Source organism: Bacillus sp. FSL R9-9530 (genome assembly GCF_038008145.1).
GTDB classification, from domain to species: Bacteria; Bacillota; Bacilli; order Bacillales; family Bacillaceae_G; genus Bacillus_A; species Bacillus_A mycoides.
On the sequence record NZ_JBBOYO010000001.1, the window covers coordinates 2,725,000 to 2,738,587 of the forward strand.

Sequence of the window (13,588 nt, forward strand, 5' to 3'; positions counted from 1 at the left end):
TTATGTAATTCCTTCACGTTCATTCTTTATTATATCCCCTTTTTCTTCTCTCATGTTGAACTTTGTCTCAAATAGAGATAGTGCGTGCGCTAAGCAAATTTCATCATATTTCATAATTTCTCCCTCTGTTTTTACCAACACAACATCTCTTATTTTTCGATACTTATTAATACCTATTTTTATTAATACACCTGCATAACATAAAAATGTCATATACTCCGCAACTGCTACCTTCCATATATGTTGTGCAAAATACGGAAGTAGACGCCTCTTCGTATATTTTGCTACATAGTTACATACGTATTGCAGAGAAATATACTCCCCTACCTTAAGCATACCTATACACTTCAAATAAAGAGAAGCTTGCCATATAAATGGATTTGTTTGAAAAGCAAACGCGGATGGGAGCGGAACACCGATTTCAGAAGGAAAGCTCGCTGGGGTACATTTATATTGATATAAGAGGCGGAGTAGTGACTTATGATTATAATTCCAGATAGATAGAGCGTTTTGCCGAAAATGGTTCTTTTTTCTCTTCCATTCTTGTCCTAATACCTCTTTTTGGAAAGGAACAGAGGAAAAGAGCATGTCAACAGTAGTCGTATCAGTTGGTAAATAAATAGTATGTGAGAAAGAGACATTTGTAGAAAACGGAGTGATAAATGCGCATTTCATAAACGATTTTTGTTTCGGACAGAAGAAAATAAGAAATGGCTGAGGATAAGATTGTAAGGAGAAAGCCAGAAGTGAGGAAAATTTCATCCAATATGCAGATTGCTTTTTTAATTGATTTCCACCAATGATCCAGATGACCTGTATACCAGCTTGCCAATACGAGTATGTTCGTTTAGAAAGCTGTTCTATGGAGAGATTGGCGCATTGATATTCAATCGCAATTTCCCTACCTGCTCTCTCTACGAAAACATCTGGTCTTTGCTGGATTTTTGGAAGGTAATGCTCTATATCCACATGAAAATTTTGACGTTTCAACCATCTATATAACAATTCTTTACCGTGCATATGATACATAGATTCTGCTTCATAAAAGGTAAGACATGAATCCACTTTCTTATGAGCAAAATGCCAGCTCTTTTGTGTTCCTAATTTCATTTGCACTTCTTTTCCGCAAGCTGTACAAAAGAATTTTTCTCGTTTACGCATTTCGCGTAAACGTTCTTCATCCCGGTTATATAATAGATGAATTTTCTCTCCGTTTTCTCTCCTTGCAATAAACATCCACCATCACACCCTTTCAACTTCTTGTATTCTACAATTCACTACAAATTCCTCTCAAAAAAAGAGATGTCCTAAATTAGGACATCTCTTTCTATAATAAAGGTGATAATAACCGATACGTCGATTCAACAATCCGCCTATGAAGACGTCTCTTATGAAATCGGTCAACATGAATTTCACTGGATTCTTCTAAATCGTCTTTAAAATCTTGAACGAGCTTTCGAATGCTACCTGTATCATATAAAAAGGCATTTACTTCAAAGTTTAAATGAAAACTTCTCATATCCATATTAGCTGTCCCAATTGATGCGAGATCAGAATCCACGATGACAACTTTACTATGAAGAAAACCTTTTTCATATTCATATATTTTTACTCCTGCATCTAATAACTCCGGAAAGTACGATCTTGATGCATAAAAGACAGTCCGCTTATCTGGCTTACTTGGCATTAACAAACGAACATCAATACCAGCAAGTGCAGCTACTTTTAATGCAGATAAAATATCATCATCTGGGATAAAGTATGGTGTTGCAATCCAAATCGATTTCCTAGCTGAAGCAATCATTGCAAAATATAAATGTTTAATTGTTTCCCATTTATTATCCGGTCCACCTCCAACAAGTTGGACTCCGCCCCAATGATCACCCTCAACTGCTTCCGCTTGTAAATATTCAGGTGCTAATACCGCCTCACCAGTCATATAAAACCAGTCTTGAAGGAAAATTAGCTGTAAACTTTGAACTGCTTCACCGCGTAAATATAAATGCGTGTCTCGCCAAAAACCGAAATATTTATCCTTCCCTAAATACTCATCACCAATATTTAATCCACCTACAAACCCTTCATTTCCATCTATAATAACGATTTTTCGGTGGTTTCGATAATTAATTTTATCGTTTAAAATTGGAAAGCGCACAGGGAAAAATGGAATCATTTCTACTCCTGCATCATTCAATTCTTCAATATACGAATTTGATAATTTAAAGCTTCCAACCGCGTCGTATAAAAAACGAACGACAACGCCTTCTTTTGATTTTTTTATTAAAATATCTTTAATTTCTGTACCGAGCTTGTCATCACGCACAATGTAATACTCCATATGAATGTGGTGTTTCGCTCGATTTAACCCATCTAAAATTGCCTGAAACGTTTCGTCTCCATTTGTTAATGTCCTCGTTTCAGTTTGAAATGAAATATTTAAAGCACCTAGTCGATCTGCTAAACGAAATAACAATTCTTGATGCTTATGATTTCGTAAAATCCGTTCTTCGTAATCTTCGTGTCCCTTATATTGTAAAAACGCCTGTTCATCGAGTAATGCCTTCTTTTGGAACATTCTTTTTCTACGAAAATTTTGTCCAAATAAAAGATAAGCAAAGAAACCGAACACCGGAAAAATACCTAGTACGATTAACCACGTAAGTGTTTTAGACGGATGGCGGTTTTCTAAGAAAATAACACATCCAATTAAAAATGCGGAAACCGTAAATAAAATACTAATAATACCTAAAATAGAAACATCCTTTATCCCAATGACATCCGAATAAAATGCTACATCAATAAACATGCGTAATGAAACAAATAATGCGAACAATAGTAGAAAAAAGAAAAGTAGTTTTAACGTGTTTTTCATCTCTTACCTCCTTACTAAGAAAGCCTTCCTATTCTTCATAAAAAAAGCCGATTTCATACTATAGAAATCGGCCTACATTTTAGGAGGGAAATTGTTGCGAATTGTCTCAAGCGCACGCTCTTTCACAACCTGTTTCCCATACTCACTTACACGGTGAATCGTTAAAGTAGATTCTTCTCCATATTCTAAAACAATACTTAAAATACGATCAATTTCTTCTTCATCATGTAGCACTTCATCGAATTCCACATATACATAATATCGGTCCTCAAATGAATGTAATTCATCTTTTATATCTTCAAAGATAAGACGATGACTTAATGAAATAACATCTTCAAAATCATTAAACTTAATTAAAAAGCCAAACGTACCATCTTCATTAAAGTTTGTTCCTATTTGTTCTTCTACCTCTTCCACTAATTCTTGCTGGAATAATGATTCGATGCCTTCATCTAGAGGAATGTCTATAATTTTGTCTACACCTATTGGTAGTTCCAGCTTTTGTCCATCCTTTGAAAGCTCCGCTTTCGTTACAAGTACTTCAATCCCTTTATCGACTGCTTGCACTTGGATCCATAACGGCCCATCGATAAAGAAATCATCATGATCACGAGCTTCGTCCATCATCTCCCAAAAGAGCTCTTCACTTCGTTCGCGATCATACCAAATTTCTTCACGATTAAACCCTCTGTCCTCTATATCAATGTACGTAATAAAAAATTTCATCGTATGGTCATTAATTCTTTCAATATCCAAAATACAACGCTCCCTTCCTGCTTAGAATTGTTATGAAGGGATTCCCCACTCATATGACAAAACAATAGATTCTTGTACTCTCATTTTATGATAAGATTCTCCAGAAGGGAAATAAAATCGATTTATTTTACAAAAATAGTTATATACCTATCTGTATTCGACTTTTTACATAAAGTGAAACAATAATCAGTATTTTTTTCATCCTCCACTGATTATTAGCTCGCACCAATCGGAATAAATATACCATTATACCAATTCACTGCTCGCAAAAAATTTGGACATACATTCCCATATTCCCTCGTACACTGTAATAAAGTGAAACTTCTATTAGAGGTGATTATTTTGTCCCTGGGAGTGCGGGATCAAAACTAGACAAACTTTCTTCACCACATACATATATTTCGCTTATTAAAACATCATAAATGGAGGCAGACGAATGGACTTAGAGTTTTTAACATCTGTACTACTGATTGTCGGTATCGATGTTGTACTAGGTGGCGATAACGCAATTGTCATCGCACTAGCTAGCCGAAATTTACCTGAAGCAAAACGAAATAAAGCCATTTTGATTGGTACTATGTTAGCAATTGTGCTACGAATTCTCCTCACGATACTAGCTGTCTATTTACTTGATATCCCATTTTTACAACTCACCGGCGGAATTTTACTTACATTAATTGCGGTCAATTTACTCACTGATAATAACAACGACCTTTCTTCTATCAAAGGAAAAACGACTTTATTCCAAGCTGTGCGTACAATTGTATTCGCGGATCTCGTTATGGGGTTTGACAATGTTATTGCCATTGCAGGAGCAGCTCACGGAAGACTTTCACTCGTAATTATCGGTTTATTCATTTCTATCCCGATTATCATTTGGGGAAGCAAACTTATTTTAATACTCATGGAACGCTTTCCATTTCTCATTTATTGCGGAGCAGCAGTTCTCGCCTATACAGCAGGAAAAATGATTACACATGAAGACAGACTTGCAACGTTTTTTCATCATAATCCTAGTTTTGCCACAAGTATCCCTTATTTGTTCATTTTCACCATTTTATGCATAGGCTTTATCGTTCAACAAGTGCGATTACGTAATGTTAAACAGTAAAAAAAAACCTTCTACTCTATAATAGGTAGAAGGTTTTCATATTATTATAATTAATTTACAAGACGCTGTGCTTCACGTAATTGGAACGTTCTTACTGTACGTGGTAAGAAACGACGGATTTCATCTTCGTTGTAACCTACTTGAAGGCGTTTTTCGTCAATCATAATTGGACGACGTAAAATACCTGGATAGTCACGAATCATCTTATATAAATCTTGAAGTGGTAAAGACTCTAAGTTCACATTCAATTCTTGGAAAACTTTTGAACGAGTAGAAATAATCTCATCCGTTCCGCTTTCTGTCATACGTAAAATCTCTTTAATCTCATCAATCGTTAATGGATCTGAGAAAATATTACGTTCTGTATAAGGAATATGATTTTCCTCTAGCCATAATTTCGCCTTTCTACAAGACGTACAGCTTGGAGAACTATATAATGTTACCATACAAAGCTCACTCTCCTTAAAGAGTACAAATTCTGTACTAATTACAGTTTAAATTTCTAACTTCCGCAATTTTTCGCGATAACTTGTCTTATAGCAAAGTAAAAAATCGCAATTCATGTAAGCAACAATAATTACTTTTAATAAGTAACTTCTATAATCATTATACAATAGTTTTTGCAAGAAATATACAGTGAATTTACTGCTAGTTGAGAAAATTCCTCCGTGTACTCCACTGCTATGCAACATGATTATACTCAGTAAAACTGTCCTTTAACAACGGTCCTCAACCCTTTTGATACTTACTTTCTACAATAATCTTCACTTGATATACAATTACAGTTTCATAATCTTCCCCATTAAAAAGAGAGCGTTTTCTTACCTTTTCCCGACAAAACAATTGAGAAATGTAAGACTCTAAAGGTTAGAAATAAAAAGGAACATTTGTTCTTATTTTAACAAATCTCTCCGCTCATGTCTATATGCTTTCTAAAGTAAATCGAATATTTTTCTGACATTTCTTTCTTTTTTACCATTTATCTCATACAATAAAAATACAGACAGACAAAGGGGGAATTTGCATATGATCGCTTTTTTTACTGATTTTATCATTGTTGCTACCCTCATCATCGGAATAACAGCATTGATTGGTGTCATTACAAATAGCATCGGTGAAAAACTCTTTGGTGGGAAAGAAAAAATGAAGTTTGTTAATAAAAGTTTAGATGTACAATCTGGCTGGAACCAAGTTGGCGGAAAAGGCATTTATAAAAAACGTACGTACTAAAAAAAGCAGGTAATCACCTGCTTTTTTTGTTATTTTCCTACTGATGCCCATTTGAAGCTTACTTCCCCGCCATACTTATGGTTGTACATATCTTTAATTGTTTCTCTTTGTAAATATGCTCTACCACGTTGATATACTGGAACAATCGCAGCGTCATCAAGTAACATTTTTTCTGCTTCAAGTAAGTTTTTCCAACGAGCATTTACGTCGCTTCCATCTTTCTTCGCTTTCATAATAATCTCATCGTACTTCGGATTAGAATACTTCATTTTATTTTGTGCCCCATCAGTTACGAACATATCAAGATATGTAACTGGATCTGGGAAGTCTGCACTCCATCCAGAGAATGACATTACAAAGTCGCCCGCATCTTCTAATTTTAGTTTTTGCGCGAATGGTTGTTGTTTAATTTTCACTGTTAAACCTGGTAAATTCTTTTCTAACTCACCTTTTAAATATTCACCAGTTTTCTTCGATAATTCAACGTCTTCATTTAATAGCTCTAATTCAATTTCGGTTTTACCAAGCTCTTTTTTACCAGCTTCCCAATACTTTTTCGCTTCTTTTACATTTGGTTTTACAATATCTCCATTTTCAACACGGAAATCTTTTTTATCCGGTCCTTTAATGAAATTGTCAGGAATTAATCCCGTCGCTGGCTTAGAACCGTTATTTAATAATGTATCAACGAATGGTTTACGGTCAAAACCAAGAGAAATTGCTTTACGAATATTTTTATTTGCTAAAGCTGGGTCTTTTTGATTTAAGCGAAGGAAGAATACAGATGTATCTTCTACCGTTTTGAAATCTGGTTTTCCTTTATATTTATCGATGAACTCTGCTAATAACGTCGCTCGATCGACTGCGTTTGTTTCATATAAATTAATTGGCGTAGACGTATCTTTTACAATATTAAAGTTCACTTCCTCAAGCTTCACTTCTTTATTGTCCCAATATGATGAGCTCTTTGTCATTTTGAAGCTACGTTCATGTTGCCAATCACTTAATGTAAATGGTCCGTTATAAAGTGTTGTATTTGCTTCTAAACCAAACTTCGTCCCTTGCTCTTTCACATACTTTTCATTAACAGGATAGAAGATCGGATAGACCATTAAATCAACAAGATATGGAATAGAATTATCTAATTCTACTTCTAGCGTATGATCATCAATCGCTTTTACACCTAATTGGTCTGGACTCATCTCTTTTTTATTAATTTTCTCAGCATTTTTTATATCGTACATAATGTACGCCGATTTCGCAGCTGTATCTGGATTAATTGCTCTTTGCCATGCATACACGAAATCTTTCGCCGTTACAGGTTCACCATTTGACCATTTTGCATCTTCACGTAATTTAAATGTATACTTTTTACCATCTTCTGACTTTTGGAATTCCTTCGCTACACCTGGAACTAATTTATCGTCTTTCCCAAGGCGGTATAGGCCTTCCATCGTATTGTTCATTACTTTTGAAGAAACTGCATCAGCTGATAACGCTGGGTCCATCGTTGGAATTTCTTGTGTTTCAATTAAGTTAATAACTTGCTTCGCACCGCTTTTCCCGCTATCCCCTTTTGCGTTCGCTTGCGGTTCATCTTTTTGGTAGCCACATGCCCCTAAAATCATGCTCATTGCTACTGTTGATGCTACAAAAACTGGTATCTTTTTTTTCATACTTCCACCCTCCAAAAAAAATGTTAGCCCTTTTATTTTCAAACAGAAAGAAATATATATATGTTCTAATAATTCATATTATACACATAAATATATTCTTTGTATATTTATATTTCTATTTTATTAAAATTTTCTGTTAACACCACGTGCCTTTGTAAACGTTTCACACTGCGTTTTTATTGAACTAAAGTGTTAAAAATGACCATTTTTATACTTTTCTAAATTATCAGAGAAAAATAAATTTTATATTCTATAATATCTTACGCATAATTATTCCTCCTTTTTTGTCATAAAATGAAGGTTTATTCATATTGAAAATATGTAGGCTAAAATAAGTGCAAAGGATATGAAAGTGTGTTACGATACACTTTGCTAAAAATAGATATCGGTAAAGAGGGGACGGACATGACAGCAATTCGCTCAAAAAACGGGCCAACAGAGAAATTAAGTTTATTCTTATTAACATGGCCTATTTTTCTAGAAGTTTTTCTTTTTATGCTGATGGGGATCGCTGATACTTTCATGTTAAGTGCATTATCAGACGATGCTGTATCTGGGGTTGGTGCAGCGAATCAATACCTTCATATCGCGATTTTAGTACTAGAAGTCATAGGGAATGGTGCAGCTATCGTTGTATCCCAATACCTCGGTTCTAAACGCTTTATGGAAGCATCAAAAATATCAGCATTAGCCGTCACATTAAATTTAGTGGTCGGACTCATTATAAGCGCTGGTTTTCTTTTATTTTCAAAACATATGATGATGGCAATGAATTTACAAGGCGATGTACTAACGTATGCACAAAGCTATCTATCCATCGTCGGAGGAGCTATTTTCCTTCAAGCTATTATTAACTCATTAGCCGCAATTATCCGCGTTCACGGCTTTACAAAGCAAGCAATGTTTGTTTCGCTTGGAATGAATATTATTCATATCGCCGGAAACTACGTACTTATTTTCGGGAAATTCGGTTTCCCTGAACTTGGTGTGCAAGGAGCCGCGATTTCTTCCGCTGTCAGCCGGTTAATCGCACTTATCGTTTTCTTCTGGTTACTGTACCGCGTTATGGAATACCGTGTGAAATTACAATATTACTTCACTTTATCAAAAGAATACGTTGGCAAAATTTTAAAGATCGGCATTCCATCTGCATTCGAACAAGTCATGTATCAAGCTTGTCAAATTGTCTTCTTATATTACGCAACATACTTAGGTACCGAATCGTTAGCTGCAAGACAATACGCTACTAACATTTCCATGTTCACTTATTTATTCGCCATTGCTATCGGTATGGGAACAGCTATTATCGTTGGACGCCTAGTTGGCGGAAATGAAAAGGATGAAGCTTACACACGCGTATGGAAAAGTGTACAATGGGCGATTGGCGTAACTTTATTTATGGTCATGCTCGTTGTTACATTCCGCACACAATTAATGGGACTATTTACGGATAATCCTCATATTATCGCTCTAGGGGCAAGCGTTCTTTTACTAAGTGTACTACTTGAAACAGGACGGACGATGAACATCGTCATCATTAATTCACTTCGTGCAGCTGGCGATGCAAAATATCCTGTTTTAATCGGCGCATTCTCCATGGTGTTAATGAGCTTACCACTCGGTTACTTTTTCGCCTTCCATTTAGACATGGGGCTCGTTGGTATTTGGCTAGCGATTGCTATCGACGAATGGACGCGAGCAATTATTATGTTCTTCCGCTGGAGAAGTAGATCGTGGGAAAATTATGCACTTGTTAAACCAAATGAGCAAGATGAGAGTGTTTCTGTTCAGGCGCAGTAAAATAAAAGTGTTTCTAAATGAAGAAAAAGTCGGCTGGATTTCAGTCGCCTTTTCTTCATTCTTGGAAACTCTTAATTTGCTGTCTTTAAACAGAAAAAGAACTTGGATAAAATCTCTTTATACTAAATTAAGTTTAATTAGTATAAAAAATAGAGCCATCCTTCTGTAATAGAAGAATGGCTCTACTTTATTATTGATAGATTTCTTTATATTTCTTATACTCTGCTTCAGAACATAATACAAAATGTCCTGGGCGAATTTCACGCATTGTTGGTGCTTCCTCACCATATTGATGTTGAGATGGATCGTATACGATACGTTTACGATTGCGCTCATAATCTGGATCTGGAAGCGGAATTGCAGATAGTAGTGATTTTGTATATGGATGCATTGGATTCGCATATAACTCTTCACTTGTTGTCAACTCAACGATTTGACCACGGTACATTACACCAATGCGATCACTAATGTATTTTACCATTGATAAATCATGGGCGATGAATAAGTATGTTAAACCTTTTTCTCTTTGTAACTGTTTCAGTAAGTTTACAACTTGCGCCTGAATCGATACGTCAAGTGCTGAGATTGGTTCATCAGCAATGATAAATTCAGGTTCTACAGCTAGCGCACGAGCGATACCGATACGTTGACGTTGTCCGCCTGAGAATTCATGCGGGAAACGGTTTGCGTGCTCTTTATTTAAACCAACTGTATTTAATAATTCATGAACACGGTCCATACGCTCTTTTTTGCCTTTTGCTAGTCCGTGAATATCAATACCTTCTGCGATAATATCCCCTACTGTCATACGAGGATTTAATGATGCATATGGATCTTGGAAAATCATTTGCATTTTACGGTTGAACTTCTTCAGCTCTGCACGTGATTTTTTACCATGTACATTTTCACCATCGAACAACACTTCACCAGCAGTTGCATCATATAAACGAATAATCGTTCTTCCAGTTGTCGATTTACCACAACCTGATTCTCCTACAAGACCAAATGTTTCTCCTCGGTAAATATCAAATGAAATATCATTAACCGCTTTGACAACACCACCACTCACGTCGAAGTGCTGCTTTACATTTTTTACTTCAATTAATTTCTCACGTTGTTTAGTCATGTTGTTCACCTGCTTTCATTTGAAGAATGCGTTTTTCAACGACTGCCGGTGGTTTTACTTCTGGAGCTTGCTCGTGAAGTAACCAAGTTGCCGCATAATGTGTATCACTTACTTTAAATAAAGGTGGGTCCATTTCAAAATCAATTTTCAATGCCTGCGGGTTACGTGGTGCAAAAGCATCACCCTTTGGCGGTTTTAATAAGTCTGGAGGCGTTCCTGGAATCGCATATAGCTCGTCCTCTGCACCATCTAAGCTTGGCATAGATGCGATTAAGCCCCATGTGTATGGATGTTTTGGATTGTAGAAAATTTCATCAACAGTACCAATTTCAACAACTTTACCAGCGTACATAACCGCAACTCGGTCTGCAACGTTTGCCACTACACCTAAGTCATGCGTAATGAAAATGATTGCTGCTTCTGTTTTTTGCTGAATGTCCTTCATAAGTTCTAAAATTTGCGCCTGAATTGTAACGTCTAGCGCTGTTGTCGGCTCATCGGCAATTAATAATTTCGGATTACAAGCTAACGCCATCGCAATAACTACACGTTGTCTCATACCACCTGAGAATTGGTGAGGATATTGTTTTAAGCGTGCTTCTGGATTTGGAATACCTACAAGGTCGATTAATTCTAACGCAACTTTACGTGCATCTGCTTTACTCATCCCTTGGTGTTTAATAAGGCCTTCCATAATTTGATTTCCAATTGTCATCGTTGGATTTAATGATGTCATTGGATCTTGGAAAATCATCGCAATATCTTTACCGCGTACTTGCTGCATTTCTTTTTCTGTTAGTTTCGTTAAGTCACGACCTTCAAATACGATTTCACCGTTTTTAATACGTCCTGGAGGATTCGGAATTAATCCCATTAACGCTTTAGAAGTAACTGATTTACCAGAACCAGATTCTCCTACAATCGCTAATGTCTCTCCTTTTTTCAAATCAAAAGTAACACCGCGTACAGCTTGTACTTCACCTGCATGTGTATCAAAGGAGACTTGCAAATCTTTTACCTCTAGCAATGTTTTCATTTTTACTTCTCCCCTCTTTTACTTACGCATTTTTGGATCTAACGCGTCGCGTAATCCGTCTGCAATTAAGTTGAATGCTAAGATTAACATACTGATGACAACCGCTGGGATGAACATCATATGTGGATACGTTTGAATTGATTTATAACCATCATTTACAAGAGAACCAAGTGATGCGAATGGTGGCTGAATACCTAGTCCGATGAAGCTTAAGAATGCTTCACCAAATACCGCTGTTGGAATTGTAAACATTGTCATTACGATAATTGGTCCCATTACGTTCGGAATTAAGTGCTTCACAATTAACTGTGTATTCGTTGCCCCTAATGTACGAGATGCTAATACATATTCTTGGTTTTTTAATTTTAGGATCTGTCCACGAACGATACGCGACATCCCTATCCAACCTGTAATTGCCATCGCAAGTGTAATTGACCAAATACCTGATCCCATAATGATTACCATTAAAATAACGATGATTAAGTATGGAATACCGTTAATGATCTCCATAATACGTTGCATAATATTATCTACTCTGCCGCCATAGAAGGCTGAAATACCTCCATATGCAACCCCAATTACTAAGTCAATCGCTGCTGCTAAAAGAGCGATATATAATGATACTCGTGTACCTTCCCATGTTCTTGTCCATAAATCACGGCCAAGATCATCTGTACCAAACCAGAAGTACTCTTTAATATCACGTTTTTCATATTGGTCAACACCATATTGATCTGTACCGTCAAATGGTAGCCAATGAACATTTTCAATCACTGGAATTTTCGGTGGCATTTTCGCACGACCTAAATCCTGCTCTTTATAAGAATGCTTACTTACCATCGGTCCTAAAATTGCTAGTAGTACAATAAGCATTAATAATACGAAACCAAACATTGCACCTTTATGTTGGAACAAACGTCTTCTTACATCTTGCCAAAACGTTAAGCTTGGACGGGCAATGACTTCATTATCAACATTACTCTGATTGGCTTGTTGAAATAAATCTGGAGATAATTTTTGTACATCTTTCATCATTTTTTCCCTCCCGCTAAACGAATACGAGGATCAATAATTCCGTATAAAATATCGACAATGAAAATAACTAAGATGAAGATCGCACTATAGAAAATTGTAGTTCCCATAATAACTGTATAGTCATTCACTGTAATCGATTTAACGAATTGTTCCCCAAGTCCAGGTACAGCGTAAATTTGCTCAATAACTAGTGTCCCTGTAATTAATCCTGCAACCATTGGTCCTAAAATTGTTACAACTGGAATTAATGCGTTACGCAGTGCGTGCTTGATAATGATAACGCCTTGGCTAATTCCTTTCGCTTTCGCTGTTAAAATGTAGTCTGCTTGCATAACCTCAATTAACTCTGCACGAGCGAAACGTGCGATTGTTGCGATAACTGCCATCGATAAGGCAATTGTAGGCATTACTGTAAACTCCGGTCCTTTCCAGAATGCTACTGGGAACCAACCAAGTTTTACCCCTACGAAATATTGTAGTAATGCGGCGAATACGAATGAGGGTACCGACATCCCGAGTACGGAAATAATTGTCGCCCCATAATCGACCCACGTATTGTTACGAAGCGCCGCAACGATTCCTAAAATTAACCCGATAAATGTTCCTAATATAATCGCTTGTAAACCAAGTTGTGCTGATGGTCCAATACGATCCACAATCATATCTGTTACTGGGCGGTTATCATATTGGAATGATACCCCTAAATCACCTTTTGCTAAGTTACCTAAGTAACGTGCATATTGAACTGGTACCGGATCATTTAAACCATATTTTTCAAGAATGATTTCTTTTTGTGCCGGTGATAGCTTCTCCTGGTTTTTAAGCGGAGAACCCGGTAGTAATTTCATCAAAAAGAAAGTCAGTGTAGTAATTAAAAATAATGTCAAAGCCATGTACACGAAACGTTTTAATACATAACGTCCCATAGTCAAGCACCTCCCCGTTT

At 36.3% G+C, this 13,588-nt stretch carries 12 protein-coding genes; 3 read left to right on the top strand and 9 right to left on the bottom strand.

Annotated features, from left to right (window positions below):
* The 3 genes from MKX66_RS13685 to mecA all read right to left on the bottom strand — a co-directional run bounded on the left by MKX66_RS13685 (position 1) and on the right by mecA (position 3,628).
* Positions 1-1,236 (bottom strand): competence protein CoiA, encoded by a 1,236-nt coding sequence (locus MKX66_RS13685; RefSeq protein ID WP_193652787.1) that lies wholly within the window; start codon positions 1,234-1,236, stop codon positions 1-3.
* 91 nt (positions 1,237-1,327) lie between these two features.
* Entirely contained in the window at positions 1,328-2,872 is a 1,545-nt protein-coding gene (locus tag MKX66_RS13690; protein ID WP_002064255.1) for a cardiolipin synthase, read from the bottom strand.
* A gap of 72 nt (positions 2,873-2,944) precedes the next feature.
* Complete coding sequence (gene mecA, locus MKX66_RS13695; RefSeq protein WP_002030378.1) at positions 2,945-3,628, bottom strand: adaptor protein MecA; 684 nt, start codon at positions 3,626-3,628, stop codon at positions 2,945-2,947.
* A gap of 436 nt (positions 3,629-4,064) precedes the next feature.
* On the opposite strand from mecA, the gene MKX66_RS13700 reads away from it, so the two are divergent.
* Positions 4,065-4,739: a TerC family protein gene (locus tag MKX66_RS13700; protein ID WP_002030376.1), complete on the top strand. Its 675-nt coding sequence runs from the start codon at positions 4,065-4,067 to the stop codon at positions 4,737-4,739.
* A 50-nt stretch (positions 4,740-4,789) separates the two neighbouring features.
* Here the strand turns inward: MKX66_RS13700 and spx are convergent, their stop codons facing one another.
* The gene (gene spx / locus MKX66_RS13705) at positions 4,790-5,185 is read right to left on the bottom strand and encodes a transcriptional regulator Spx (RefSeq protein ID WP_002011348.1); all 396 of its coding nucleotides are present in this window, start codon (positions 5,183-5,185) and stop codon (positions 4,790-4,792) included.
* A gap of 580 nt (positions 5,186-5,765) precedes the next feature.
* Here spx and MKX66_RS13710 point away from each other — a divergent pair.
* Positions 5,766-5,969 carry a hypothetical protein gene (locus MKX66_RS13710; RefSeq protein ID WP_000559981.1) on the top strand — a complete coding sequence of 68 codons (204 nt, stop codon included), beginning with the start codon at positions 5,766-5,768 and terminating at the stop codon, positions 5,967-5,969.
* A 29-nt stretch (positions 5,970-5,998) separates the two neighbouring features.
* On the opposite strand, the gene MKX66_RS13715 is transcribed toward MKX66_RS13710, so the two are convergent.
* Complete coding sequence (locus MKX66_RS13715; RefSeq protein ID WP_341086395.1) at positions 5,999-7,645, bottom strand: peptide ABC transporter substrate-binding protein; 1,647 nt, start codon at positions 7,643-7,645, stop codon at positions 5,999-6,001.
* A 354-nt stretch (positions 7,646-7,999) separates the two neighbouring features.
* On the opposite strand from MKX66_RS13715, the gene MKX66_RS13720 reads away from it, so the two are divergent.
* Positions 8,000-9,445, top strand: a complete 1,446-nt coding sequence (locus MKX66_RS13720) for an MATE family efflux transporter (RefSeq protein WP_002166144.1) — start codon at positions 8,000-8,002, stop codon at positions 9,443-9,445.
* 190 nt (positions 9,446-9,635) lie between these two features.
* Here the strand turns inward: MKX66_RS13720 and MKX66_RS13725 are convergent, their stop codons facing one another.
* From MKX66_RS13725 to opp3b, 4 genes are read right to left on the bottom strand one after another with little or no spacing between them, the layout of a single operon-like run.
* The gene (locus tag MKX66_RS13725; protein WP_002086978.1) at positions 9,636-10,571 is read right to left on the bottom strand and encodes an ABC transporter ATP-binding protein; all 936 of its coding nucleotides are present in this window, start codon (positions 10,569-10,571) and stop codon (positions 9,636-9,638) included.
* Positions 10,564-11,607, bottom strand: coding sequence for an ABC transporter ATP-binding protein (locus MKX66_RS13730; RefSeq protein WP_002011337.1), 1,044 nt, complete (start codon positions 11,605-11,607; stop codon positions 10,564-10,566). Before MKX66_RS13730 ends, MKX66_RS13725 begins: the two co-directional genes overlap by 8 nt.
* Before the next feature lie 18 nt (positions 11,608-11,625).
* Positions 11,626-12,642, bottom strand: a complete 1,017-nt coding sequence (gene opp3C, locus MKX66_RS13735) for an oligopeptide ABC transporter permease (protein ID WP_215590919.1) — start codon at positions 12,640-12,642, stop codon at positions 11,626-11,628.
* A complete protein-coding gene (gene opp3b / locus MKX66_RS13740) occupies positions 12,639-13,568 on the bottom strand; it encodes an oligopeptide ABC transporter permease (protein WP_000534165.1) in 930 nt (309 codons plus the stop codon). The genes opp3C and opp3b overlap by 4 nt, the downstream gene beginning before the upstream one ends.
* Positions 13,569-13,588: the final 20 nt, after the last annotated feature.